Here is a 25,449-nt window from a genome sequence, read left to right as displayed (position 1 = left end):
TCGTGGTGACCGGCCGGCGGGGCATCGGCATCATAGGGCGATGGACTGTCCCGCGCCGCTGCGTCCGTTGGTCGCCGGCTCCACCTGGCGGCGCGGCGTGTTCCTGCTGCTCGGTGGGGTGCTCGCGCTGCCGTACGGGTTGCTCGGGGTGGCTTTCGCCCAGCTGTTCACCAACCCCGGGCCGCCCCGGCTGCTGGTCCTGGTGCTGCTGGTGCCGGCGGCCACCATCGCCGTCGTACCGATCTTCCTGGGCGGTAGCCGGGCGCTGGAGATCGCCGCGGTTCGTGGGCTGCTCGGCGTCGACGTGCCCGAGCCGATGCCCGGTCACCGACTGGACCGGGAGACCCGGCTGCGCGCCGCGCTCTGGATCGGACTGCACCTGACCAGCGGCGCGCTGGTGGTGGCCGCACTGTTCAGTGTGGTGCCGATGGCCCTGGCCTTCATCGCCGCCGAGGCCGGGATGGACGTCGGCATCTCCGGTGCCGAGCGGTTCGGGCCGTTCGACGGTGGGGACACCGGCTGGTTGGCGTTGCTCGCGGTGCTCGTGCTGGCCGCGCTCGGTTACGCCGTGGCCGGGCTCGGCGCGCTCGCCGCGTCGATGGCCCCCGCGCTGCTGGGACCGGCGTCGGCCGAGCGGATCGCGGCGCTGGAGGCCCGGGCCGCACGGCTGGCCGAACGCAACCGGTTGGCTCGGGAACTGCACGACTCGGTCGGCCACGCGCTGACCGTCGCCACCCTCCAGGCCGGCGCCGCTCGCGAGGTGCTCGACGGCGACCCGGAGTTCGTCCGCCGGGCGCTGACCGCCATCGAGGAGACCGGTCGGCGGGCGATGGACGATCTCGACCACGTGCTCGGATTGCTCCGGGAGACCGGGGAACCATCCGCCGCCGCTCCCCAGCGGACCCTGTCCGACCTGGACGAACTGATCGCCAACTCCCGGTCGGCCGGCACGTCGGTGCACAGCCGCGGTCGCGGCAAGCTGGACGCCCTGCCGGCGGTGGTCTCGCGGGAGGGTTATCGGATCGTGCAGGAGGGGTTGACCAACGCCGCCCGGCACGGCCACGGGCCGGTGACCGTACGGGTGGACGTGTCGCCGGACGGTCTGGAGATCGAGCTGGTCAACGCGGTGGCCCGGTCGGTGTCCGGCGGTGCGGCGGCGCCGGGCGGTGGGCGGGGGCTGATCGGCATGCGGGAACGGGTGCTGTTGCTGGGCGGCCGGGTCACCGCCGGAGTGGAGGGAGAACGGTGGCGGGTTCGGGTGCGACTGCCGATCGGGGCGGACGGATGAGCGTGGACGTGCTGATCGTCGACGACGACGAACTGGTCCGGATCGGGCTGCGGACCATCCTCGACGCCCAGCCGGACCTGCGGGTCGTCGCGGAGGCCGCGGACGGGTCGGAGGTGCCGCCGCTGGTTGCCCGGCACCGTCCGCAGGTGGTGCTGATGGACGTGCGAATGCCCGGGATCGACGGCATCCAGGCCACCCGACACCTGCTGGCCACCTCCGCCGAGCCGCCCCGGGTACTGGTCATCACCACCTTCGCCAATGACGAGTACGTCTACGACGCGCTACGCGCCGGTGCGAGTGGATTCCTGCTCAAGCGGGCCCGGCCGGCCGAGGTGGTGGCGGCGGTACGGGTGGTGGCGCGTGGTGAGTCGCTGCTCTTCCCGGCCGCGATCCGCCGGCTGGTCGGTGCGTACGGGCGGCGGAACACCGACGGGCTGCGGGCGGCCCGGCTCACCGAACGGGAGGCCGAGGTGCTGCGGCTGATGGCCGCGGGGCTGTCCAACCCGGAGATCGCCGCCCGACTCGTGGTGGGTGTGGAGACGGTGAAGACGCACGTCGGCAACGTGCTGACGAAGCTCGGGGTGCGTGACCGCACCCAGGCGGTGATCGCCGCGTACGAGTCGGGGTTCGTCACGCCGGCCGGTTGAGGTGTCCCGCGCGCGGGGGAGACGTTTCCCCGCCGCACGGGAGGGCAGGGCGGGCGCCCCGGCCGAGGCTGGGGTCATGACGAACGTAGCCGTTTCCGAAAACCGCGAGACGACCGGTCGTGCCGGCCTGCTCGACCCCCTCGCCGCCGGTTGGCTCGGGCTGTGGGGCCTGCTCGCCCTGGTGGCGGCCGGCACCGGCACCGGCTATCCGTTCGGCGCCGACGACCCGCAGCTGGACTCGACCATGCTCCGGCTGCTCCCCGTCGAGGCCGGGCCGCCGTTCTTCGCCGCGATGCTGCTCACCGCGGCCGCGCTGGTCCTGGTCAGCCGCAGGACCACGCCCACCGGCCCGCTGCGGGTGCTGCTGCTCGGTTACGGCTGGGCCGTCGCGTTCGTGCTGGCCGTGGTGGTGCCCGGCGTGCAGGTGCTGGCCCTGCTCGGGTACGCGCCGATGCTGCTGATCGGCGCGCCCTTCGGCTGGCCACCGGTGGACTACGCCGACGTGTTCACCTGGCCGCTGGCCGCTCGCGTCGCCGCGATGTGCGGTGGGGTGCTGTTGAGCGGGGTGCTGCTGGGGTGGCAGCGGCGTACCGCCGGCTCCTGTGTGGGGTGTGGCCGGGACGGCACCGACCGGGGGTGGACCACCCCGTCGGCTGCCGCCCGCTGGGGCGGGTGGGCCGTCGGGGTGGCGGCGCTGATTCCCGTCGGGTACGCGCTGACCCGGTTCGCCTGGCTGGCCGGCATCCCGCTCGGCCTCTCCGCTGACGACCTCGCCGAGTTGCGGGACAACGGCGCGGTCTGGGCCGGGGCCGGGCTGGGTGCCTTCGCCACCGTCGGCTCGGTGCTCACCCTCGGGCTGGTGCAGCGTTGGGGTGAGCGGTTCCCACGCTGGATGGTGGGGCTGGCCGGGCGGCGGGTGCCGGTGCGGTTGGCCGTGATCCCGGCGACGACGGTCGCGGTCCTGGCCATCGCCGCCGGTCTGAACGCGCTGAGCCTTCCCGAGTTCTGGGAGCCCGGTCGAGGGCTCAGCGCGGCGGGTCTCCCGCTGATGTTCTTCCCGCTGTGGGGGCTCGCGCTCGGCGCCGCGACGTACGCGTACCACCTGCGTCGTCGGGGCGTCTGCGGTCGCTGCCATCAGGGGTGACCGGTGGCCCGGTCCGTCGTCCGGCACGGGGGCGGGCGGCGGACCGGGCTGTCACGGCAGGTCGCGGGCGTAGCAGACGGAGAGAGCCTCGCCCCGGTACGGCCCGAAGTTGTCGATACGCCGGTAGCCCTCCCGTTCGTAGAAGCGCATCGCGTCGGGTTGGGCGGTGCCGGTCTCCAGCAGCAGGGTGCGTACCCCGGCGTCGTGAGCGGCCTGTTCCAGGGCCCGCAGGATGGCGGTCGCGACGCCGGTGCCCCGGGTCGGCGGACTGACGTACATCCGTTTGATCTCGGCGGAACCGGCGGCGAGGAAGCGCAGGCCGCCGCAGCCGACGGCGGTGCCGTCCGGGTCGCGGGCGATCAGGAAGACGCTCACCGTCTCGGCCGTGGGTTCCTCACCCGGCTCGTGGTCGTCGCAGCCGTAGCGGGCGTCGAGTTCGGCCCGTTGGGCGGCGCGCAGTCGGGTGGCGTCGGCCGACTCCCAGGGTTCGCGATCGATGGTGAGCACCAGTCCCAACCTTTCCGTAACGAGCGTTACCGTAACGTACGGTACGGTACGAGCCGTCGACCGGGAAGGGGTACGGATGGCCAGACGACGTGATCTCGCCGACCAGCAGCGACGCCTGTCGGCGGCCACCTGGTCGGTGCTGGCCGAACACGGCCTGCCGGGGCTGACCCTGCGCGCCGTCGCCGAGCGGGCCGGGTGCACCACCGGCATGGTGCTGCACGCCTTCGCCGACAAGCAGGCCCTGCTCGTGCACGCCCGCGAACTGCTGCACCGGCGTACCGGCCTGCGTGCCGACGCCGCCCAGGCCGCGGCCGATGACCCGGTGACGGCGCTGCGGGCCGTGCTGTTCCAGGCGGCCTCACCCGACGAGGAGAAGCGGGAGGAGGCCCGGGTCTGGGTCGGCTTCCTCGCCGCCGCGCTGGCCGATCCGGTCCTCGCCGACCTGCACCGCGACTACAACCGCCGGTTCGTCGCCCGGGTCCGGGAACTGGTCCACGCCGCCCGACCCGACCTGGGGCCGGCCGAGGCGGCCGACACGGCCACCAGCCTGGTGGCCCTCGTCGAGGGGCTCAACGCCCTCGCCTGCGTCGACCCGGAAACCTACGGCGAGCGGACCCAGCAGATCGCCCTGGACGCCGCACTGGCCCGTCTCCGGGGTGAGCCCTGACCGTGCGGCAGCGTCACCGGCCCACCCACAATTCATGATCGAGCCAAGCTGACGGCGGCAGGTGCGCGCTAGCGTGGGCGGGGTGAGTGAGTCTTCGTCTGTTCCGCCGCTCCCACCGGCCGACCTGCCCGCCACGCTCGGCGCGCTGCGCGCCGCCGGGCACCGCTACCGCACCGTCAAACAGGAACTCCGCGACAACCTGCGGGCCCGGATGCGCGACGGCGCGCCGCGGTTCGCCGGCATCGTCGGGTACGACGACACCGTGCTGCCGGAGGTGGAGCGGGCGTTGCTCGCCGGGCACGACATGGTGCTGCTCGGCGAGCGGGGCCAGGGCAAGACCCGGCTGATCCGGTCGCTGGTGACGCTGCTGGACGAGTGGACGCCGGTGATCGCCGGCTCGGTGCTCAACGAGCACCCGCTGCACCCGGTCACCCCGGCGTCGCGGGCGCTGGTCGCCGAGGCCGGCGACGATCTGCCGGTCGGCTGGCTGCACCGCTCGATGCGCTACGGCGAGAAGCTGGCCACCCCGGACACCAGCGTGGGCGACCTGATCGGCGACGTGGACCCGGTCCGGCTGGCCCAGGGACGTACGCTCGGCGACCCCGAGACCATCCACTTCGGGCTGGTGCCGCGTACCAACCGGGGCATCTTCGCGGTGAACGAGCTGCCCGACCTGGCCGAGCGGATCCAGGTGGCGCTGCTCAACGTGCTGGAGGAGCGGGACATCCAGGTACGCGGCTACCAGCTGCGACTGCCGCTGGACCTGCTGCTGGTGGCCAGCGCCAACCCGGAGGACTACACCAACCGGGGTCGGATCATCACCCCGCTCAAGGACCGCTTCGGCGCGGAGATCCGCACCCACTACCCGACCGACCTGGAGCTCGAACTGTCCCTGATCCGGCAGGAGGCCGACCTGGTCGCCGAGGTGCCGGAGCACGTGCTGGAGGTGCTGGCCCGGTTCGCCCGGGCGGTACGCGAGTCGCCGTCGGTGGACCCGCGTTCCGGCGTCTCCGCCCGGTTCGCCATCGCCGCCGCGGAGACCGTCGCCGCCGCCGCGCTGCGCCGGGCGTGCCTGCTCGGTGCCGACCCGGAGCTGCCGTCGGCCGAGGCGGTGGCGCGGGTGGGTGACGCGGTGTCGGTGACGTCGACGCTGCGCGGCAAGGTGGAGTTCGAGAGCGGCGAGGAGGGCCGGGAGATCGAGCTGCTCGGCCACCTGCTGCGGACCGCCACCGCCGAGACGTTCCGGGCCCGGCTGGCCGGGCTGGACCTGTCCGGCTTCACCGCGCTGGTCGAGGACGGGCAGGCGGTCGAGACCGGCGAGCTGGTGTCGGCGGCTGAGCTGCTGCGTCAGGTGGGCACGGTGCCGGGGCTGGCCAAGGTGCTCGACCGGCTCGGCATCGGCGACGCGCCGAGCACCGGGCAGGCCGCGGCGGCCGTCGAGTTCGTCCTCGAAGGGCTGCATCTGAACCGGCGGCTGGGCAAGGACGTCACCGACGCCGGGCGGACCCGCTACGGCGGACGGGACTGAGATGACCGGCAACCGGTTCCGGTACGGGCAGTGGCGTGGCGGCCCCGATCCGCTCGCGCCGCCGTACGACGTGCAGGCCGCGGTCGACCAGGTCGGCGCGGAGGTGCTGGCCGGCGGCAGCCTCCGCGACGCGCTGCGGGATCTGCTGCGCCGGGGCCCGCAGGGGCGTGGCGGGCTGGACGGGCTGACCGCCCGCGCCCGCCGGCTGCGCCGCGAGGCGCTGCGCCGTGGCGAACTCGACGGTGCGGTGACCCGGGCGCGGGCGCTGCTCGATCAGGCACTGGCCGCCGAGCGGGACGAGTTGGCCCGGCGCGACGACGAGGCGGCCCGGTTCGCCGAGACGATGCTGGAGAACCTGCCCCGCTCGACCGCACAGGCGGTGCGGGACCTGTCCGACTACCGGTGGGCCAGCGACGAGGCCCGGCAGACCTACCAGCGGATCCTCGACGGGCTGCGCGACGACGTGCTCGGCCAGCGCTTCGCCGGGCTGCGCGACTCGGCCCGGCTGGCCGGTGACCCGGCGGTGCAGGAGCAGGTCGCCGAGATGGTGCGGGACCTCAACGCCCTGCTGGCCCGGCACGCCCGGGCCGAGGACACCACCGACGCGTTCGCCGAGTTCATGCGCCGGCACGGCGACTTCTTCCCGGAACGTCCCCGCGACGTCGACGAGCTGATCGACATCCTGGCGCGCCGGTCGGCGGCCGGGCAGCGGTTGATGAACTCGCTGTCGCAGCGGCAGCGGGAGGAACTCGCCGGGCTGATGCGCGAGTCCCTCGGCGACCGCCTCGCCGGCGAGCTGGCCGCGCTGGAGGGGAACCTGCGGGCGTTGCGGCCCGACCTGCGCTGGGGTCGGGGCGAGCGGATGCAGGGCGGTCAGCCGCTGGGCTACGGCGAGGCGACCGGGGCGCTCGACGAGATCGCCGAACTGGACGACCTGCTCGACCAGTTGGGTCAGGCGCACCCCGGGGCGACCCTCGACGACATCGACGTCGACGCGGTCGCCCGGACGCTGGGCCGCGACGCGGCCGACGACGTACGCCGGCTGCGGGAGCTGGAGCGGGAGCTGCGCCGGCAGGGGTGGGTGACCCGGGACGCCGACGGCCTGACGCTGAGCCCGAAGGCGCTGCGCCGGCTCGGCGGCACCGCGCTGCGACAGGTCTTCGCCGAGCTGACCGCCGGCCCGCGCGGCCAGCACGACCTGCGCTCCGCCGGGGCGGCCGGCGAGGTGACCGGGGCGTCGCGCCCCTGGGAGTACGGCGACGAGCAGCCGCTGGACGTGGTGCGGACCCTGACCCGGGCGGTCCGCCGGGCCGGCCCCGGGGTGCCGGTGCAACTGGCCGTCGAGGACTTCGAGGTCATCGAGACCGAACGGCGGGCGTCGGCGGCGGTGGCGCTCTGCGTCGACCTGTCGTACTCGATGATCTCGCAGGGGCGGTGGGGGCCGATGAAGCAGACCGGGCTGGCCCTGGCGCACCTGATGGCCACCCGGTTTCCGCAGGACGCGTTGCAGATCATCGGGTTCGGCCGGCGGGCGGAGACGCTCACCCAGCAGGAGCTGGCTGCCGTCGAGCCGGACATGATGCAGGGGACCAACCTGCAGCACGCGTTGCGGCTGGCCGGCCGGCATCTGCGGCGTCATCCGGACGCGGAACCGGTGGTGCTGGTGGTCACCGACGGGGAACCGACCGCCCACCTGGACCCGGACGACGGTGAGGCGCTGTTCGCCTGGCCGTCGTCACCGGAGACGATCGAGGCGACGGTGCGCGAGGTGGACCGGCTCGGCCGCTACGGGGCGACCCTGAACCTGTTCATGCTGGGTGATGATCCCGGCCTGCGCCGCTTCGTCGACGCGGTGGCCCGACGCAGCGGCGGGCGGGTGTTCACCCCCGACACCGACGACCTCGGCGAGTACGTGGTCAGCGACTACCTGCGGGCTCGCCGGGGCCGCCGCTAGGCTCGGCCGGGTGGAGGTCGACGGGCTGCGGCGGGCGTACGACGCGGTGCTTACCGAGGTCGACGCGGGCGGGTTCGGGCCGCCCCCGCCCGACCGGTACAGCGCCGAGCAGATCGTGGCCCACCTGGTCGCCAGCGACGAGTTGATGCGCGAGGCCACCGAGGCGGTGCTGGCCGGCGCGCCGTACGCCTTCTACGACCTGGACGAGATCCACCGGCCGGAACTGGACGAACTGGCCGCGGAGTGCGGCGGCCTCGACGGCCTCGCCGCCCGGCTGCGAGCCACCAGTGACCGGCTGGTCGGGCTGGTGGCCCGGCTCGGTCCGGCGGCGGACACTCCGGTCGAGACACACCTGCGCGAAGGTTTCGAACTCGTCGTCGACGAGCCGCTGCCCTGGGGCCGCACGATCGACCTGCACGCCCGCGTGCACCTACCCCGACACCTGAACGAGCTACGGGCGCTGCGCGGCTACTGAAGCGTCCAGCGCTGGGCCGGGTTGCCGTCGCAGGGGGCCTGGACGATGTCGGTGCCGGCCGCGGCGCCGCCGTCGCGGGCCTGGGCGCACTTGCCGCTGTGCACGGCCGCCAGCACGACCGCGCCGCCGTCGACCCGTTGCAGCCGCCACTGCTGGTTGCCTTCGCCGTGGCAGCCGAACTGCTGCAACCGGGCGCCGTCGTCGCCGCTGCCGCCCTCGACGTCGAGGCACTGGTTGTGGGCGGCGTTGGTCAGCGTCACCGTGTCCGGGCCGAAGGCGTTGACCACCCACTGCTGCTCCGGTCCGCCGCTGCAGTCGGCGAGCTTGGCGGGGGCCTTCTCACCGCCACCGTCGAGGCCGAGGCAGAGACCCGAGCCGACGCCACGGAGCACTCTCGGTCCGACGACCGCGTCCGGGTCCCGGCTGGGGCTCGGCGTGGCTGACGGTTCGGACGTCGACGGGCTGGGCTCCGGTTCGCTCTCGGCCGGGCTGGGCCGCGCCGTGCTCGGGCCGGGACCGGCCACCGTCGGTGCCGGCGCCGGCTCGCCGCCGCCGAGCACGCCGGTGGCGAACAGCACCCCCACCAGTACGCCGACCAGCCCCAACCCGAGCGCCGTGACGAGCAGTGGATCGCGGGGTGGTCCGGCTCGGCGGGTGCCGTATACGCTGCCCGACCCATCGGTGTGCGACATGCCGGCATCCTGTCCCACCGCCCGGGCCGCTGGCCAGCCACCCCCGTCGCCCGGCCCCGAGCCGAGCGAGAAACGCCTCCGACGGACATCCCGCCAGGAGGGCGCGTGACGCGTAAAGTGATCCCATGCACGCCGTGCGTGATCATGACCTGGCGGTGGACCAGCTGCGACGGTCGTACGCGGCGGTGCCACCCGGCCAGCCGGTGCGGTTGGCCAAGCGCACCTCCAACCTGTTCCGTCCGCGCAGCGCCCCCGCCTCCGGTCTGGACGTCAGCGGGCTCGGCGGGGTGCTGGGCGTCGACCCGGTCGCCCGCACCGCGGACGTGCAGGGCATGTGCACCTACGAACGGCTGGTCGCCGCGACCCTGCCGCACGGCCTGATGCCGCTGGTGGTGCCGCAGCTGCGCACCATCACCCTCGGCGGGGCGGTGACCGGGCTGGGCATCGAGTCGACCTCGTTCCGCAACGGACTGCCACACGAGTCGGTGACCGAACTGGACGTGCTCACCGGCACCGGTGAGGTGGTCACCGCCCGGCCCGACGGCACACACGCCGACCTGTACGCGGCCTTTCCCAACTCGCTCGGCAGTCTCGGGTACGCCACCCGGCTGCGGATCGAGCTGCAACCGGTCCGTCGGTACGTGGCCCTGCGCAACCTGCGGTTCACCAACCTGACCGCGTTGACCGAGGCGATCGGCGAGATCACCGCCACCCGCCACTGGGCCGGCGCGAGCGTCGACGCGATGGACGGGGTGATGTTCAGCCCCGGCGAGGCGTACCTGGTGCTGGGCAGCTTCACCGACGACGTGCCGGGCGTCTCCGACTACACCGGGCAGGAGATCTACTACCGCTCGCTGCGCCAGCGCCCGCACGACGCGCTGACCGTCCACGACTACCTGTGGCGCTGGGACACCGACTGGTTCTGGTGTTCGGCGGCCTTCGGCGCGCAGCACCCGGTGGTGCGGCGGTTGTGGCCGGCACGGTGGCGACGCAGCGACGTCTACCACCGCATCGTGCGGCTGGAGCACCGGCACCGGGTCGCGGCCCGGATCGACAGGTGGCGTGGCCAGCCGGCCCGGGAGCGGGTCGTGCAGGACGTGGAGATCCCACTGGAGCGCACCGCCGAGTTCCTGCACTGGTTCGCCGTGAACGTCGGGATGACGCCGGTGTGGTTGTGCCCGCTGCGGCTGCGCGAGCCGGCCGGCCCGGGATCGGCCCGGTCCTGGCCGCTGTATCCGCTCCGGCCGGGGCAGGACTACGTCAACATCGGGTTCTGGGGGAGCGTGCCGATCGCGGCGGGCGCTGCCGACGGCGACGTCAACCGGAAGATCGAGCACGCGGTGTCGGAGGCGGGCGGGCACAAGTCGCTCTACTCCGACGCGTACTACGACCGGGACTCGTTCGACCGGCTCTACGGCGGCGGGACGTGGCGCGCCGTGCGGGACCGGTACGACCCGGAGCATCGGCTGACCGGACTGTACGAAAAGGCGGTAGCGCGAGCATGAGTGAACGAAGCGGAGTACCGGCATGAGTCTCACCGACCGGAGTCAGGGAGCGGCAGGCGCTCCCGCCCCGCCGCCCCCCGGGGGCCGGCGGCGTGGGTCGACCGTGGCGGACATCGTCCGGGCGGTGACCTCGGGTCCCCTGCCGGTACGCGTCACCGCGTACGACGGCAGCGCACTCGGCCCGGCCGACGCCGGGATCACCCTGTCGATCCGCTCCGAGCGAGGGCTGTCATATCTGCTCACCGCACCGGGTGACCTGGGCATGGCACGTGCCTACGTCAGCGGCGATCTCGCCATCGAGGGAGTCCACCCGGGCGACCCGTACGACGCGTTGCGGGTGCTCGCCGGGGTGCGGATGCGGGCACCGGCGCTGGCCGACGGGTTGGCGCTGGTACGCGAGCTGGGCTGGGAGCGGCTGCTGCCACCGCCCGCTCCGCCGCAGGAGGCCCGGCCCCGCTGGAAGCGGATCGTGGGTGGCCTCCGGCACTCGCGGTTCCGCGACAGCAGCGCCATCTCGCACCACTACGACGTGTCGAACGCCTTCTACGAGCGGGTGCTCGGCCCGTCGATGACCTACACCTGCGCGGTGTACCGCAGCCCCGACGACACGCTGGAGCAGGCACAGGCGAACAAGTACGACCTGGTCGCCGGCAAGCTCGCGCTGCGGCCGGGCATGCGGCTGCTGGATGTGGGCTGCGGCTGGGGTGGCATGGTCCGGCACGCGGCCCGCGAGTACGGCGTCAAGGCGCTCGGCGTGACGCTGTCGCGGGCGCAGGCGCAGTGGGCGCAGGCGGCGATCGAGCGGGAAGGGCTGACCGGCCTGGCGCAGGTGCGGCACCTGGACTACCGCGACGCGCCGCGGGAACAGTTCGACGCGGTCTCCTCGATCGGCCTGACCGAGCACATCGGGGTCCGCAACTATCCGGCCTACTTCGGGTTCCTGCGGGACCGGCTGCGCCCGGGGGCCCGGCTGCTCAACCACTGCATCACCCGGGCGGACAACCGGGCACCGCACCGGTCCGGCGCGTTCATCGACCGGTACGTCTTCCCGGACGGCGAGCTGGCCGGCCCGGGGCGGGTGATCAGTGAGATCCACGATGCCGGGTTGGAGGTGCACCACGAGGAGAACCTGCGCCAGCACTACGCGCTGACCCTGGCCGCCTGGTGCCGCAACCTGGTGGAGCACTGGGACTTCTGCGTCGCCGAGGTGGGCGCGGGCACGGCCCGGGTGTGGGGGCTCTACATGGCCGGCTCACGGCTGGCGTTCGAGCGCAACGGCATCCAGCTGCATCAGGTGGTGGCGACCCGCAACGGCCCGGACGCGGTCAACGGCTATCCGCTGCGCCCGGACTGGTTGCCCTGACCGTCGCGCCGGACGACTGAGCGAGGCCGCGCCGGAAGTTGCCGGCGCGGCCTTTCTCGATCCCATTGACAAGGAAGTTTTTTACGTACAAACTGATTTTGCCATGAGAGATGTCCTGTACCTGGAGCAGATCGAGCAGGCCGAGGTGCTGCTGAAGCCGCAGCGCGTCGAGATCCTGCGGCAGCTGGCCGAGCCACGCACCTGCACCGAGGTGGCCGCCCGGCTGGAGCAGACGCCCCAGCGCGTCTACTACCACGTCAAGCAACTCGTCGCGGCCGGGCTGGTCGAGCAGGTCGACAGGCGCAAGGTCCGCGGCATCACCGAGGGGATCTACCAGGCCGCTGCCCGGTCGTACTGGCTCTCACCGCGTCTGGTCGGCCGGATCGGGCTGCGCCGGGCCCGCGACGAACTGAGCCTGGGCTACCTGCTGGACCTGATGGAGGAGGTCCAGGCCGACGTCGCCGCCCTGGACCGCACGGCACCGGAGCTGCCGTCGATCGGCGTCTCCGGCGAGATCCGCGTGCCGGCCGAACGCCGGCAGGAGTTCCTGCACGACCTGCAGTCCGCGCTGCAGGAGCTGTTCACCCGCTACGGCGGCGCCGAGGGAGATGCCTTCAAGCTCGCCGTGGCCTGCTACCCGAAGGGGACCGACCGTGACTGAACCGATGACCCTCGCCGTCCGCCTCGCCGCACCGATCGCGCGGGTGCGCCGGGCCCTGACCGACCCTGCCGAGCTGCGCGTCTGGCTGGCCGAGCACGCCGAGGTCGAGCTGCCCGAGCGGTACGAGTTCTGGGGCCGCTACACGCCTGAGGGTGACGCTCCACATCAGCGGGTGCTGCACGCCGACGACGACCGGCTGCGCTTCGCCTGGCTGCTCGACGGGGTGGAGACCACCACCGAGATCACCCTGAGCGCGGAGGGGTCGGACGCCACCGTGCTGCGGCTGTCGCAGACCCACTTCGACTTCAACGACGTGATCAACGGCACCAGCATCCGGGGCGTGCTGCAGACCTACTGGGCGCTCTCGGTAGCCAACCTGGAGTCCCACCTGGCCGGCCAGCCGCTGCTGCCGAAGGTGGACTTCACCGGCACCGACTTCCGTGGCGAGCTGGTCATCGCCGCGCCGGCCGACAAGGTGTGGGAGTCCCTGACCGACTCCGAGCAGGTCAGCGCCTGGTTCGGCTACCCGATCGGGATCGAACCCTGGGTCGGTGGCCGGTACGCCATGGGCGGCTTCGACAGCGGCTTCGCCGCCAAGGTGGTCGATCTGGAGCCCGGCCGGAAGATGTCCGTCGACTGGGGAGCGCCCGGCATCACCAGTTGGGAGCTGACCGAGTCCGAGGGGAAGACGAGGCTGACCTTCGTGCAGAGCGGCTTCGACGAGCAGAACCCGCCGTACGCCGCCTGGGCCGGGTCGGTCTCCGGGCTGGCCGAGCTGCGCCGCTTCCACGAGGTGCCCGACTGGCAGCCGATCTGGCTGCCCGAGGAGACCTCGGCCACGGCCGGCTGAGCCGTACCGGCGCGGGCGGCCACCGGACACCCCGGTGACCGCCCGCACCCGGCGACGCATCAACCGGCGCACGACGGGGTAGTGGCCGGTGGTGTTCCTCATCTTCGGACTCCGGACCAAGGTCACCCGGTCGGCGGTGGTGCAGCAGGTCTGTCCCCACTGCGGGCAGCGGGCCGCCCAGGTGCTCACCCGTCGCTCGACGAAATTCAGTCTCTTCTTCATCCCGCTGATCCCGGTGCGTACCCGCCACCTCCAGCAGTGCACCTTCTGCGCCGCCGAGTACCCGGTCAGCCGGGCCGAGGCCGAGCACCTGCTGGCCGCCTGACAAGCTGGCCGCGACGGGCCGGAGTTCGCGGACGCGGCTATCGTGGCCTGTCGTGACGGGTACCGAGCAGCGACTGGCCGCGATCCGGGGTGACGCGCCGGCGAAACGACACAACGCCCGGACTCTCGCGGCGTTGACCGGCAACCCGGGCTGCACCCGGCGGGCCGTCCTCGACGGCGCCGGGGTGGACAAACCGGCACTGGCCGAGCGGGTCGGCTTTCCCGCCCGGTTCGGGCAGTCCCGGTTCGCCATCACCCGGGGCAACACCTTCGAGGCGCAGGTGAAGGCCGACGGCGGCGCCGAACTGCTGCGACTGGTCGCGGAGCGGCTGGGCGTACCGGTGCCGGCGGCAGCCCGCTGGACGGATCTCGGCGACGGCGACGACCACGCCGACCGGGCCCGCCGCTCGGCGACCCTGCTCACCGAGGCGCTGCCGCCCACCGGATCCCGCCCCGACGAGCCGGCCGGTGCGGAAGAACCGTCGCCCGCCGGCGAGCCGGCGGCGCTGTTCGACCACCCGATGCTGGGCCTGGTGGTCGCCGGGCAGCGGGTGCATCTGGAACCCGACCTGGTGGCCGCCCAGCTGGGCGGCCGGTTTCACGTGGTCGAGATCAAGTCGTTTCCGGTGATCGACGGCCAGGCCGACCCGGCGAAGCTGGCCGCCGCGGCGGTGCAGTCCGCCGTCTACGTGCTGGCCCTGCGGGAGCTGCTCACCGCCCGAGGTCACGACCCGCACCTGGTGTCGCACGAGGTGGTGCTGGTCTGCCCCCGGGACTTCAGCAACGCGCCCGTCGCGCATCTGCTCGACGTCCGCCGGCAACTGCTGGTGGTCCGCCGGCAACTGGACCGGATGGACCGGCTCGACACACTGCTGGCCGAGGTACCGGCCGACTTCACCGCCGATCCCGTCGCCGATCCGGCGACCCTGGCCGGTTCGCTGGCCCGGGTGCCGGCCCGGTACGCGCCCGACTGCCTGGCCAGTTGCGAGCTGGCGTATTTCTGCCGGCACGAGGCGCGGGGGCAGACCGGCGCGCTCGGTCGCCCGGTCCGCGAGGCGCTGGGCGGGATCGCCGACATCGACGAGGTGCTGGCACTCGCCGGTGGGGAGACCGTCACCGACCCCGAGCGGGCGGAGGCCGCCGCGCTGCTGCGGACCGCGGCCCGCCTGCGCGCCGACGCCCTGGCCACCGCATGAGGGGGCGCGTCGGACAGTCTCCGGCCGGCACCCGGCGCGGCGGAGCGCCGACATGAGCACGTTGCGGGCGCTGGCGGCGGCGCAGGCGGTTGCCGCCGGGCTGGCCCAACCGGTGGCCACCGTCCGGCATCTGCACCTGTCGAGGCGGCCCCTGGTGCTGGTGCCGTTGGCGATGGCGGGGGAGGCGAACGCGCCGCTCGCCGCGATGGTCGGCTCGGCGCCCGGCGACGGGCGGCTGCTGATCGTGCCGCAGCCGCGCAACCGGGACCAACGGTTCGCGTTCGCCGCCGAGCTGGCCGCGACCGTGCTCCCCTATGTGGACGGGCATCGCACGGCGAACGAGGCGGTCGCCGTGGACCGGGGCCGGGACGTCCGGTACCGCTACCTCGACGCACCGCAGCTGCTGGTGCCCAACCCGGCAGGGGTGACGTTCCTGCGGCTGCTCGGTCGGTCCACCCGGTTCCGTCGGGTCGACGGCGATCATCCGGTGCCGCCGCAGGTGCCGCTGCTGGGCCGCTGGCTGACCTTCTTCGCCGAGCGGGCCGAGCATCCCGGCTCGTCGACGCTGGTGGCGATGACGCAGGCGTTGACGCTGCACTGGGCGACCGGTCAGAGCGCGGTGGAGGATCTGCACCTGCCGGCGCTGCTGGGCTGGATCGCCCCGCCGGCCGGACTGTCCGGAGCCGAGGCGGCCGCCCGCGCCGAGGACCCGTCGACCTGCCCGCCGGCCGGCCCGGCCACCGATCCGGAGTTCGACAACCGGCTGCTGGCGCCGGCCATCGAGGCGTACGCCGCCGCCGACGAGGCGACGCGCGTCGAGGCGTACGCGGAGCTGGAGCGGCTGTTGCGGGACCAGCTCACGCCCACCTGGGAGCTGATGTGGCGTGGCCTGGGGTTGCTGCGCGCCCTGCCGCCCGGCGCCCGGGTGGCCGGGCGGTGGGACGGCGACCGGGACGCCTTCACCGCCCACGCCGACCATCTCGACGCCGACGGTGCGCCGCAGCCGCGCCGGGACGGTGCGGTGGCCGCCGCCGCCCGGCTGCACCGCCTGGAGCGGGCCGCCGCGACCTACGCGGTGCAGCGTGCCTACGACGATCCGCTGGTGATGGCGGAGTACCGGCTGACCGGGGAGGCGTTCGTCGGTGAGGTGCTGCTGGCCGACCCGACCCGGGTCGACGACAGTGGCCGCCGGCCGGTGCTGCGCCCGCGCATCCAGCTGCTGACCACCGACCCGGTGCTGGCGCCGGTCGGCGCGACCCTGACCAGCCCGTCCCGTCCCGGGCAGAAGGCGCGGCTGGTGTTCGTCACCCCGACCGCCGACGGCAAGACCGAGGTGGTGCTGGAGCTGTCCGGCGGGATGGGGCGCGGTCTGACGGCCAGTCCGGGCAGCGTGCCGGAGGTGGGGGAGCGACTCTGCTACACCACGCTCAGCGACGCCTACGTCCCGGGCGCGGCGTTCCCCACACCGGATGAGACGCCGTGGACTCACGGCGGTCCACCCGCGTCCGCAACGGCGGCGCCCGACGAACAATGGGCGTGAGCACGAGCGTCCGCCCTACGGAACACCCGCCCTGACAACCCCACCCGTCGCCGAGCCGGATCGCCGACCGCCGGGACCGCCGACAGTAATCATCCCCGGCATGGCCACCATCCCCTTCGGACGCTTTGCTCTGCTTACCTGTACGCACAGGTTGCGCTGAGTGAGTGCGGCGAACGCCGCGCCATCCCGATAAGGCCTGTTCAACGTGGGGTTGCGTATAGGTAAGCAGAGCAAAGGTGGAATGCGGAATTGTCGGTGGCGGGCCCGGTGGTCACGTTCAGCGACTCGTCGCCGTGGTCACACAGGGTCACAGTCGCATCGCGGTGGGACGTGGTGCGGCGTGGTGCGGCGGGAGGCCCGGCCCGGGGGGCGTCGTCCCGTCGGTGCGGGTGCGGCCGGCGCGACAGGGCGCCACGGGGCGACCGAGAGGGGGTCGCTGCCCGCGTCGCCGCATGCCGGAGCCGTCAGGCCGGGTACTTGCGTACCGGTGGATCTGGCGGGGTGGCGGCGGGCGTGGCTAGGCTTTCGGGGTTTGCCAGGGCCGGACCTCACCGTCGAGGGTGTACGCACGAGAGAGAGCCGGAGCGATCGCTGTGTCGCGGAAGGACGTCGAGCGGGCCGCCGCGCGCTCGCCCGGAACGGGCCGGGTGGGCCGGGTGGGGCTGGTCGGTGCCGGTGTCGTCGTCGCGTTCGAGGCGCTGTGGCTGATGCTCGGGCTGCCCGCCGGCGCGTTGGTGAGCGATCTGGGCGCGCTCACCGTGGCGGGCTGGGCCGCCATCGCCTGCGCCGCGGCGTCCCGCCGGCATCCGGCGGTACGCCGGTTCTGGCTGCTGCTGGCCGCCACCATGGCGATGTCGCTGGCCGGGCGGGCACTGTGGACATCGCAGCGGCTGCTCGGTGAGAGCCTGCCGCACACCCTGCCCATCGGGTTGATCTTCGCGGCCAGCCTGGTCACCGGCACCGCCGCGTTGTTCTGCTCGGTCACCGCGCCGCGTACCAGGGTGGGTCGGGCCCGGACGCTGCTCGACGGGGTGATCGTCGGACTGGCGCTGATTCCGATCGGCTGGCTGCTGATCTTCCGCAACGTCAGCCTGGCCGACCTGGACGAGCCACTGCGGACGGCCGGCCTGCTGTACCCGATGTTCGACCTGATGCAGCTGACCATCCTGATCGCGGTGGTCGGTCCGAGCCGGCCGGTGTGGCGGCCGCTGGCGCTGCTCGGCGCGAGCCTGACGGTTCGGGCGGTGGCCGACACGGTCTATGTGTCGTGGGTGGCCGCCGGCACCTACCAGCCCGGCACTCCGATCGACGTGCTCTGGCCGTTGAGCTACCTGCTGATCGTGGCGGCGACCCGGATGCCCCCGCCCCGGGACCACGGCACCGACGAGGAGGCCGGCGAGGCGCCGTTGCCGCCGTGGTGGCGGGTGGTGCTGCCCTACCTGCCGGTGGGCGGAGCGATCGTGGCGACGATGCTGGCCCGCGACGCCAGCGGCCACACCCCGTTGCCGATCTTCCTGGCGGTGATGGCGTTGCTGGCCACGCTCGCGCTGCGGCAGGGGCTGGCGGCCAACGAGAACCTGCGCCTGGTGAGGCAGCTACGCAAGCTCGCCTACGTCGACCAGCTCACCGGGCTGCCGAACCGGCTGGCCTTCATCCGGCGGCTGCGTGGTGCGCTGCGCGGCACCAACCGGGTCGCCGTGCTGTTGTTGGACCTGGACGGGTTCAAGCAGGTGAACGACCGGTTCGGGCACACCACCGGCGACACGCTGCTGTCCGGTCTGTCCCGCCGGATGCGCCGGGCGGTCGGCGACGACGGACTGATCGCCCGGATCGGTGGGGACGAGTTCGCGGTGCTGGTCACCGACGGGCGACCGTTGGCGCCGGAGCGGCTGGCCGAGCGGCTGCTGAGGGCGCTGCAACCGTCTCCGGGAGAGGAACTGGTCGGGGTGCACCCGTCGGCGAGCATCGGCATCGCCGAGTACGGGCCGCAGCACATCTCCCACACGGATCTGCTGCGCGACGCCGACATCGCCATGTACGCGGCGAAGGCGGCCGGCAAGTCCGCGTACCGGCGGTGCACGCAGGGGTTGCGGGAGTCGGCGGTGAGCCGGGCCGAGCTGATCGCCGACCTGCGGCGGGCCGTCGACGAGGAGCAACTGCACCTGGAGTTCCAACCGATCGTGGACCTGGCCACCGGGGCGGTACGCAGCGCGGAGGCGCTGGTGCGGTGGCGTCACCCCCGGCTGGGCATGCTCAGCCCGGCCCGCTTCCTGCCGCTGGCCGAGGAGACCGGGCTGATCCTGCCGATCGACAGGTGGGTCATCCACGAGGCGTGCCGGGCGGCGGCCACCTGGCAGGAGACCGTGCCGTCCGCGACGGTGGCGGTGAACATCGCCGCGTCGCACCTGCGCCGGCCCGACCTGATCGCCACGGTCACCAAGGCCACCGCGGGTGCCGGGCTGGCACCCCGGGCGCTGACCCTGGAGCTGACCGAGTCGGCGCTGATCGAGGGCAGCGACGCGGTGCTGGACCGGCTGGGGCAGCTGCGCGAGCTGGGCATCCGGATCGCCATCGACGACTTCGGTACCGGGTACTCGTCGCTGAGTTACCTGCATCGGATCCCGGCGACCGAGTTGAAGATCGACCGTTCGTTCGTGGCCCGGATCCCCGAGGACACCCGGGCGTACGCGACGGTGGAGATGGTGACCCGGCTGGCCGGCGCGTTCGACCTGGGTGTGGTGGCCGAGGGGGTGGAGACCGAGCGGCAGCACGAGGCGGTGGCCGCGATCGGTTGCGCGCAGGGACAGGGCTACCGCTACGGCCGGCCGGCCGGCCTGGCCGAGCTGCGTACGGTCCTGGTGAACTGCGACCCGCCAGGTGTGTCCGGCGTCGCAGAATCGGGCTTGACCCTCACGTAACGGCAGGCGGGACCGTGGTTCCGGAAAGGGGGAACCATGGCCCACACGGTTGGTCAGGTGGCGAAGCTCGCCGGCGTGACGGTCCGGACGCTGCACCACTACGACGAGATCGGCCTGCTGACGCCGAGCGGGCGCAGCGGCTCGGGATACCGCCGCTACTCCGCGGCGGACCTGGAGCGGTTGCAGCTGATCCGGTACTACCGCGAGCTGGGGTTCCCGTTGGACGAGATCGCCGTGATCCTCGACGACCCGGCGAGCGGCCCGGGAGCGCACCTGCGTCGCCAGCACGAGCTGCTGACGGTGCGGATCAAGCGCCTGCAGGAGATGGTCGCGGCGATCGAATTCGCGATGGAGGCGAGCAAGATGAACATCCAACTGACCCCGCAGGAGCGGTTCGAGGTCTTCGGCGACTTCGATCCGGACGCGCACGCCGAGGAGGCGGAGCAGCGGTGGGGCGGCACCGAGGCGTACCGGGAGTCGAACCGGCGGACGTCGAGCTACCGCAAGGAGCACTGGCAGCGGCTCAAGGCCGAGACCGAGGACTGGGGGCGGCGGATCGTGGCGCTGATGGACTCGGGCGCACCGGCCGACGGGCCGGCGGCCATGGAGCTGGCCGAGGAGCACCGGCAGCAGATCAGCCGGTGGTTCTACGAGTGCTCGTACGAGATCCACACCGGGCTGGCCGACCTGTACCTGGCCGACGAACGCTTCACCGCCCACTATGAGGCGATGGCTCCCGGGCTCACGGAGTACCTGGCCGAGGCGATCCACGCCAACGCGATCACCCGCGCCTGATCGGGCGTGCGGCCGATGGCGGATCGGGAGAGTATGACTGGCGTCCGCTCTCCCGATCTTCGGAGGTTTGCCTTGCTGATCGTCGCCGGCACGCTACAGGTCGACCCGGCTGGGCGGGACGCCTACCTCGCCACCTGCGCGGAGATCGTCCGCCAGGCGCGCGAGGCACCCGGTTGCCTCGGTTTCGCCATCAGTCCCGACCTGGTGGAACCGGGTCGGATCAACGTATACGAGCGGTGGGAGTCCGAGGAGCAGATGCTCGACTTCCGTGGTTCCGGCCCGGAGCCGGAGCAGCGGGTGGCGATCGTCGAGGCCGAGGTCCACAAGTTCCTGGTCAGCACGGTCGAATCCCCCTGATCGCCGTCGCGGCGGGCGCGGGGCCGGACGGGTCGGGGAGAACCCGCCCGGCCCCGCGGTCAGCGGCCGGGGGTGCGGGGCGTCGCGGCCGGAACGCTCCCGTCAGGTAAACCGGGAGCGGTCACGGTCGGGACGCCACCGGGCCGCTTTGTGGGGGCCGCGCCGGGGCGGCTGGTCGGGGTGGCGCCACGCGGGTTCGGGGTGGGGCGGGTGGCCGGCCGCCCGGCACCGCTCGGTGCGCCCGTGGGGCGAGCGCGGTCCTTCGACGCGGCGTCGGCGCAGTACTCGTCGACCTGTCCGGCACCGCCGGCCGCCTCGACCAGTTCGGCGAAGGCCGGGTTCTCCAACGCCTTGCCCGGGTTGGTGGCGGCACCGGCCGTGTACGCCTGGCACAGGCCCGTCAGCGAGGGCGACGGACTGTCGCTCACGTCGGCCCGGTCAGCCGGTCCGGCCGGGAGCGACGGGGTGGCGGTCGGTGCTGCCGGAGCCTGGGTCGCCGGCCGTGTCGTCGGGTCGACCAGCGGGTTGGGTAGCGCGCCGGTACCGGCGGCCAGCGCCACGCCACCGACCCCGGTGGCGGCGACGACGGTCGCGGCCTTGACGGTGAGCAGCTTCGCCAGCGTGATCCTGAGCATCGATTCTCTCCGTGGTCGAGGTTCGGGGGCGAGATCGGCGGCAGCCCTAAACGCGGCCACCGCCAGATGCTCCCCAGCCATCTCGTCGTGTCGTGCCGGCCCGCGTGCCGCGCGTAGCGGTGCGGCGAGCGGACCGGCCTGGCTCAGGGCGACCGGGTCGGCGTCCAGCAGCCGATCCGCGGTCTTCCTGTCCATGCGGCGAGGCGACGGTTTGCTCATCTCGTCTTCCCTGGCGTCGTTCCGGATCATTTGCGTCACTCACCCGCCGCAAGTCGACGCATCGTGGGCGTGGGCGGGCGTAATCCCGGCTCGTGCGCGATGGCGCCGTCCCGTCCGGTCTGCGGGTCGAGGCGCGCGGCCAGCCGACGCAGACCCCGCCAGGCGGCGGTACGCACCGCGCCGGGACGCTTGCCCAGCACCTGGGCGGTGGCCCGGGCGTCGAGTCCGACCACCACCCGGAGCAGGATCGCCTCGGCCTGGTCGCTTGGCAGCGTGGCGATCAACTCGATCGCCGCGCGGGTCGCGGCGGCCTGGACGGCCTGGTCGGCGGTGTCCTGACCGGCAGGCAGGTCGATGAGCGTGTCGACGGACACCGTCGCCGCGGGCCGCCGTCCCTGGCGGCGTAGGTGATCCAGCGCCCGGTGCCGGGCGATCCCGGCGGTCCAGGCCCGGAACCCGGCCCCTTCGTCACGGAATCGGCGCAGGTCGCGGGTGATCTGTAACCACGCCTCCGAGGCGACGTCCTCGGCGTCGGCGCCGACCATGCCCCGCAGATAGCGCAGCAGGCCGGGCTGCACCTGCCGGTACAGCAGCCGGAACGCATCCTCGTCGCCATCCTGCGCGGCTCGTACCAGCGCGGCGAGGTCCGAGTCGGTGTGGTCGCCGGTGCCGCTGGTCACCGCCACCGCCGGCTGGACTCCACCGACCTGACCGCCACTTCCGGTATCGCCAGCACCTCGTCACCAGATTCGCCATCACGTGCCACCCGCCATCGGGCGGCAGCCCTGTCGTCTGCCCGTACGACTGATTGGCGTACCGGTGGCCAGTTGCGTCACAGCCCACCGGAGGGAAGGCGAACGGCGCAGGGTAAACCACCATCTCGTCCGTTTTGATGCGCCGATCGGCTAATTCGACCACTTCTGGCCGTGTCCAGGGTGGTGCCCGCAGCCGTTAACACTGTGACACCCCATCTGGTGGCCTGCGGTTGGTGGCATGCACGGCGAAGGAGTTCGGCGTGGCGAGGACTGATTCGACGGGTTCGACATGGCGGTACCGGTGGGCGCGCCGGCAGAACGAGCGCCGGCTGCGGCTGTTCCGCAGCGCCGAGGGAGGCTGGCGACGACGCGACGACGAACTGCGCCGCCTGCGTACGCTCGCCGAGCAGTGTCAGGGCTCGGCCGCGGCCGGCGACGGCCTGCCGCTCGAACTGGCCCCCGACGAGGTCGTACTCCGGGTGGTGCCGGCCGCCCAACTGGTGGAGATGCGGCACGACGCCGTGCTGCCCGCCCCCGACCTGACCGTGGGCACGCCCACCGGTCGGCTGCGCCGGCGCCTGCCCGACGGGGTACGGATCACCGACGCCGGCATGGCGGTGATCACCAACCGGCGGCTGGTGCTGCTCGGTGGGCGGGGCCGGCGCGACTGGGCGTACGGCCGGATGACCGGTCTGGCCCACGATCCGCACGCCTCGGTCACCCTGATCCAGGTGCTGGACCGGCGGCGGACCTCCGGCGTGCTGCTGCGCCCCGACGTGGCGGCCGAGTTCCGGTTCGTGCTCACCCTGGCCTTCGCCGACGCCATCGAGCAGCGCCAGGCGGTCATCGACCAGCTCGACGACCTGATCGACGAGCACGCCCGGTTGCGTCCGTCCCGCCCCGGCATCGCCACCCCCGGGCAGGCGCGACTGTTGGCCCTCGTCCCCGGCGGCCGACGTACCGCAGTGGTCGCCGCCGCGCTCGCCGTGATGGTGCCGGTGGCCCTGGCCAACTCCGGCCCGTCCGACCCGACCAGCACCGAGACCGCGGTGGCCGCCCCCGGAGCGCCGGCCGCGACCGGCACCGCGACGAGCCCCCGCGCCGCCTCCGCGACGACCCCGCGCGCCACCGGCTCCGCCAAGGTCAGCCCGAAACCCGAGCGGCGCTGCGGCGCCCCCGAAAACCCGATGGGGTACGACTTCTGCGGCGGGAAACGGGTCCGCGAACCCGCGCGTGAGGTGTGCGAGCACTTCGACTGCGTGCCCGGCTTCTGGGACGGACGCGGCTACCTGGTGCAGTGCGAGAACGGCAAGGTCAGTCTGGCCGGCGGCAGCCCCCGGGCCTGCGGCCTGCACGGCGGCGTACGCCGCACCGTCTGGACCTGACCCACCCACCCATCACCCGGTGCCCCTCCGCACAACGCTGGGAGAGGCCGCACTATCCCCGAAGTTGCTGGGTGGTGCCGGGTGCGAGGCCGCACTATCCCCGAAGTTGCTCGCGTGCCGCACGGGGTGAGGGTGCGGTTCTACTGAAGGCGCCGGGTGTCGATGTCGAGCTGCCGAAGGCGGTCAGGTCGCGCTACGAGCGGGCGGGCGCGGGCAGCGTCGCTCAGGGCAGCTCGGCGGCGCGGTCGGCCAGGCGGGACAGGGCGGGCACGGCGGCGCGCAGCCGCTCCCGGTCGGTCGCGTCGAGGTCGGCCAGGGCGGCGGCGAGCAGTTCGCGGCGGTACCGCCCGTAGGCGGCGATGCGTTCGTACGCCACCTCGGTCAACGCCAACCGGACGGTACGCCGGTCGGCCGGATCCCGGTCCCGGCGCAGCAGGCCGGCGGTGGTCAGCTCGCCGACCAGGGTGCTCACCGTGTTCGCGGCGGTGCCCAGCCGCGCGGCGGCCTCCCGGACGCTGATCCCGGGCTGGCGCTGCACCAGCCGCAGCACCTCGACCTGCGCGTCCGGCAGGGCGGCCCGGCCGGTCCGCTGCAGGGCCCGACGGCGGAGCACCCGATGCAGGTCGCTGAGGGCGCTGCCGAGCTGGTCGAGCGTCTCGTCGGTCACAGTGCCGCCCCTTCACGCTGCAACACCTCTGTAGACAGAGCTATCGTAGCCGGACGCCCCCGGCAGCCGGCCACGCCGTGGTGGCGCCGACCGCCGAGGGGAACCGATGCCGCAGACCGACGTGCCCGTACGCCCGCCGGAGCGGATCACCCCACCCACCGGCCGCGCCGCGCTCGGGCTGCTGGTGCTGCTCGGCTCGCTCACCGCGATCGGCCCGCTGTCGCTGGACACCTACCTGCCGGCGTTTCCCGGGATGACCCGCGACCTGGCCGCCAGCCAGGCACAGATCCAGCTCTCCCTGACCACCTGCCTGATCGGCATGGCGCTCGGTCAACTCGTCACCGGCCCGCTCAGCGACCGCTGGGGCCGGCGCCGCCCGGTGCTGGTCGGCGTCGCCGCGTACACCCTGTTGTCGCTGGTCTGCGCCCTCGCGCCGACGGCGGAGACGCTCGCGGTGGCCCGCTTCGCACAGGGCTTCGCCGGCGGCATGGGCACGGTCGTCGCCCGGGCGGTGGTGCGTGACCTGTACTCCGGCCGAGCCGCCGCGAAGTACTTCTCCCGACTCGTCCTGATCTTCGGCATCGCGCCGATGGTCGCTCCCGCCCTCGGCAGCCTGGTGCTCAACGTCGGCGACTGGCGCACCATCTTCGTCGCCCTCGCCCTGGTCGGTGCCCTGCTGGCCACCGCCGTCGCGCTGCGGCTGCCGGAGACCCTGCCCGCCACCCGACGCAACGCCGGTGGCCTGGCCGCGACCGCCGCCGCCGGGCGCACGCTGCTCACCGACCGCATCTACCTCGGGTACGCGCTGACCCAGGGTCTCGCCTTCGCCGGCCTGTTCGCCTACCTGTCCGGTTCGTCGTTCGTCCTCCAGGACGTCTTCGGCCTCTCCGCCGGCACGTTCAGTCTGGTCTTCGGCGCCAACGCCCTCGCCTTCGTCGCCGTCGGTCAGCTCAACGCCCGCCTGCTGGACCGCCACGACCCCCGTCCACTGCTGGTCAGCGGTCTCGGTATCGGTCTGCTCGCCGCCCTCGCCGTGCTCACCGGGGCGGCGCTGGAGAACCTGCCCCTGGTCGTCGCCGCACTCTTCGTCTTCCTCGGCTCGCTCGGCCTGGTGATGCCCAACGGCACCGCCCTCGCCCTGGACCGACACGCCTCCCGCGCCGGCACCGCCGCGGCGCTGCTCGGCGGCATCCAGGCCGTGGTCGCGGCAAGCGCCGCCCCACTCGTCGGACTCGGCGGCGAGGGCAGCGCACTGCCGATGGCAGTGGTGCTCAGCGCCGCGGCCGCCGCGTCCCTGCTGATGCTGCTGACCCTCGCCCGCCCCGCCCGCGTGCGGTAGCTCCGGCCACCTCGGCAACGCTGGCTGTAGGGCTGGGC

Annotated in this window: 24 protein-coding genes; 19 read left to right on the top strand and 5 right to left on the bottom strand. The window is 73.4% G+C overall.

Annotated elements, in window-relative coordinates; genetic code table 11:
- Positions 1 to 40 precede the first annotated feature (40 nt).
- The 3 genes from V5O40_RS00230 to V5O40_RS00220 all read left to right on the top strand — a co-directional run bounded on the left by V5O40_RS00230 (position 41) and on the right by V5O40_RS00220 (position 3,079).
- Positions 41 to 1,288: a sensor histidine kinase gene (locus V5O40_RS00230; RefSeq protein WP_332903522.1), complete on the top strand. Its 1,248-nt coding sequence runs from the start codon at positions 41 to 43 to the stop codon at positions 1,286 to 1,288.
- Entirely contained in the window at positions 1,285 to 1,935 is a 651-nt protein-coding gene (locus V5O40_RS00225; protein ID WP_269739694.1) for a response regulator transcription factor, read from the top strand. Before V5O40_RS00230 ends, V5O40_RS00225 begins: the two co-directional genes overlap by 4 nt.
- 76 nt (positions 1,936 to 2,011) lie before the next feature.
- On the top strand, positions 2,012 to 3,079 hold the full coding sequence (locus tag V5O40_RS00220; protein ID WP_332903521.1) for a hypothetical protein: 1,068 nt from the start codon (positions 2,012 to 2,014) through the stop codon (positions 3,077 to 3,079).
- Positions 3,080 to 3,130: 51 nt separating this feature from the next.
- On the opposite strand, the gene V5O40_RS00215 is transcribed toward V5O40_RS00220, so the two are convergent.
- On the bottom strand, positions 3,131 to 3,589 hold the full coding sequence (locus V5O40_RS00215) for a GNAT family N-acetyltransferase (RefSeq protein ID WP_408631811.1): 459 nt from the start codon (positions 3,587 to 3,589) through the stop codon (positions 3,131 to 3,133).
- 73 nt (positions 3,590 to 3,662) lie between these two features.
- Here V5O40_RS00215 and V5O40_RS00210 point away from each other — a divergent pair, with 73 nt between their 5' ends.
- From V5O40_RS00210 to V5O40_RS00195, 4 genes are all read left to right on the top strand, one after another.
- Positions 3,663 to 4,253: a TetR/AcrR family transcriptional regulator gene (locus V5O40_RS00210; RefSeq protein ID WP_332903519.1), complete on the top strand. Its 591-nt coding sequence runs from the start codon at positions 3,663 to 3,665 to the stop codon at positions 4,251 to 4,253.
- A gap of 82 nt (positions 4,254 to 4,335) precedes the next feature.
- Positions 4,336 to 5,781 carry a magnesium chelatase gene (locus V5O40_RS00205; RefSeq protein WP_408631807.1) on the top strand — a complete coding sequence of 482 codons (1,446 nt, stop codon included), beginning with the start codon at positions 4,336 to 4,338 and terminating at the stop codon, positions 5,779 to 5,781.
- A gap of 1 nt (position 5,782) precedes the next feature.
- The gene (locus V5O40_RS00200; RefSeq protein WP_332903517.1) at positions 5,783 to 7,735 is read left to right on the top strand and encodes a vWA domain-containing protein; all 1,953 of its coding nucleotides are present in this window, start codon (positions 5,783 to 5,785) and stop codon (positions 7,733 to 7,735) included.
- A 10-nt stretch (positions 7,736 to 7,745) separates the two neighbouring features.
- Positions 7,746 to 8,210: a hypothetical protein gene (locus tag V5O40_RS00195; protein WP_332903516.1), complete on the top strand. Its 465-nt coding sequence runs from the start codon at positions 7,746 to 7,748 to the stop codon at positions 8,208 to 8,210.
- On the opposite strand, the gene V5O40_RS00190 is transcribed toward V5O40_RS00195, so the two are convergent.
- Positions 8,204 to 8,902, bottom strand: coding sequence for an RICIN domain-containing protein (locus V5O40_RS00190; protein WP_332903515.1), 699 nt, complete (start codon positions 8,900 to 8,902; stop codon positions 8,204 to 8,206). The genes V5O40_RS00195 and V5O40_RS00190 overlap by 7 nt on opposite strands.
- Positions 8,903 to 9,027: 125 nt before the next feature.
- Here V5O40_RS00190 and V5O40_RS00185 point away from each other — a divergent pair, with 125 nt between their 5' ends.
- The 10 genes from V5O40_RS00185 to V5O40_RS00140 all read left to right on the top strand — a co-directional run bounded on the left by V5O40_RS00185 (position 9,028) and on the right by V5O40_RS00140 (position 20,411).
- Positions 9,028 to 10,407 carry an FAD-binding oxidoreductase gene (locus V5O40_RS00185; RefSeq protein ID WP_332903514.1) on the top strand — a complete coding sequence of 460 codons (1,380 nt, stop codon included), beginning with the start codon at positions 9,028 to 9,030 and terminating at the stop codon, positions 10,405 to 10,407.
- A 22-nt stretch (positions 10,408 to 10,429) separates the two neighbouring features.
- Positions 10,430 to 11,770 carry a class I SAM-dependent methyltransferase gene (locus V5O40_RS00180; RefSeq protein ID WP_332903513.1) on the top strand — a complete coding sequence of 447 codons (1,341 nt, stop codon included), beginning with the start codon at positions 10,430 to 10,432 and terminating at the stop codon, positions 11,768 to 11,770.
- 103 nt (positions 11,771 to 11,873) lie between these two features.
- Complete coding sequence (locus tag V5O40_RS00175; protein ID WP_269739684.1) at positions 11,874 to 12,431, top strand: winged helix-turn-helix domain-containing protein; 558 nt, start codon at positions 11,874 to 11,876, stop codon at positions 12,429 to 12,431.
- A complete protein-coding gene (locus V5O40_RS00170) occupies positions 12,424 to 13,281 on the top strand; it encodes an SRPBCC family protein (RefSeq protein WP_332903512.1) in 858 nt (285 codons plus the stop codon). Before V5O40_RS00175 ends, V5O40_RS00170 begins: the two co-directional genes overlap by 8 nt.
- A gap of 88 nt (positions 13,282 to 13,369) precedes the next feature.
- Positions 13,370 to 13,606 carry a zinc-ribbon domain-containing protein gene (locus V5O40_RS00165; protein WP_332903511.1) on the top strand — a complete coding sequence of 79 codons (237 nt, stop codon included), beginning with the start codon at positions 13,370 to 13,372 and terminating at the stop codon, positions 13,604 to 13,606.
- 52 nt (positions 13,607 to 13,658) lie between these two features.
- Entirely contained in the window at positions 13,659 to 14,801 is a 1,143-nt protein-coding gene (locus V5O40_RS00160; RefSeq protein WP_332903510.1) for a hypothetical protein, read from the top strand.
- Positions 14,802 to 14,853: 52 nt separating this feature from the next.
- Positions 14,854 to 16,341, top strand: coding sequence for a hypothetical protein (locus tag V5O40_RS00155; protein WP_332903509.1), 1,488 nt, complete (start codon positions 14,854 to 14,856; stop codon positions 16,339 to 16,341).
- Between the two features lie 593 nt (positions 16,342 to 16,934).
- A complete protein-coding gene (locus V5O40_RS00150) occupies positions 16,935 to 19,259 on the top strand; it encodes a putative bifunctional diguanylate cyclase/phosphodiesterase (protein ID WP_332903508.1) in 2,325 nt (774 codons plus the stop codon).
- 36 nt (positions 19,260 to 19,295) lie between these two features.
- Positions 19,296 to 20,054, top strand: coding sequence for a MerR family transcriptional regulator (locus tag V5O40_RS00145; protein WP_332903507.1), 759 nt, complete (start codon positions 19,296 to 19,298; stop codon positions 20,052 to 20,054).
- Positions 20,055 to 20,126: 72 nt separating this feature from the next.
- Positions 20,127 to 20,411: a putative quinol monooxygenase gene (locus V5O40_RS00140; protein WP_281566207.1), complete on the top strand. Its 285-nt coding sequence runs from the start codon at positions 20,127 to 20,129 to the stop codon at positions 20,409 to 20,411.
- Positions 20,412 to 20,470: 59 nt separating this feature from the next.
- Here V5O40_RS00140 and V5O40_RS00135 read toward each other — a convergent pair whose 3' ends face one another.
- Together V5O40_RS00135 and V5O40_RS00130 are read right to left on the bottom strand one after the other, a co-directional pair.
- A complete protein-coding gene (locus V5O40_RS00135) occupies positions 20,471 to 21,241 on the bottom strand; it encodes a hypothetical protein (protein WP_332903506.1) in 771 nt (256 codons plus the stop codon).
- A 59-nt stretch (positions 21,242 to 21,300) separates the two neighbouring features.
- Positions 21,301 to 21,951: an RNA polymerase sigma factor gene (locus V5O40_RS00130; RefSeq protein ID WP_332903505.1), complete on the bottom strand. Its 651-nt coding sequence runs from the start codon at positions 21,949 to 21,951 to the stop codon at positions 21,301 to 21,303.
- Positions 21,952 to 22,280: 329 nt separating this feature from the next.
- On the opposite strand from V5O40_RS00130, the gene V5O40_RS00125 reads away from it, so the two are divergent.
- Positions 22,281 to 23,405 carry a hypothetical protein gene (locus tag V5O40_RS00125; protein ID WP_332903504.1) on the top strand — a complete coding sequence of 375 codons (1,125 nt, stop codon included), beginning with the start codon at positions 22,281 to 22,283 and terminating at the stop codon, positions 23,403 to 23,405.
- Positions 23,406 to 23,628: 223 nt separating this feature from the next.
- Here the strand turns inward: V5O40_RS00125 and V5O40_RS00120 are convergent, their stop codons facing one another.
- Positions 23,629 to 24,072, bottom strand: a complete 444-nt coding sequence (locus tag V5O40_RS00120) for a winged helix-turn-helix domain-containing protein (protein ID WP_332903503.1) — start codon at positions 24,070 to 24,072, stop codon at positions 23,629 to 23,631.
- A gap of 106 nt (positions 24,073 to 24,178) precedes the next feature.
- Between V5O40_RS00120 and V5O40_RS00115 the strand changes: the two genes are divergently transcribed.
- Positions 24,179 to 25,411, top strand: coding sequence for a multidrug effflux MFS transporter (locus V5O40_RS00115; RefSeq protein ID WP_332903502.1), 1,233 nt, complete (start codon positions 24,179 to 24,181; stop codon positions 25,409 to 25,411).
- Positions 25,412 to 25,449: the final 38 nt, after the last annotated feature.

This window comes from Micromonospora palythoicola (assembly GCF_036689795.1).
In the GTDB taxonomy this organism is placed as follows: domain Bacteria; phylum Actinomycetota; class Actinomycetes; order Mycobacteriales; family Micromonosporaceae; genus Micromonospora; species Micromonospora palythoicola.
Note: the sequence above shows the minus strand (reverse complement) of the source record. Positions and strands in the feature narration are given on the sequence as shown.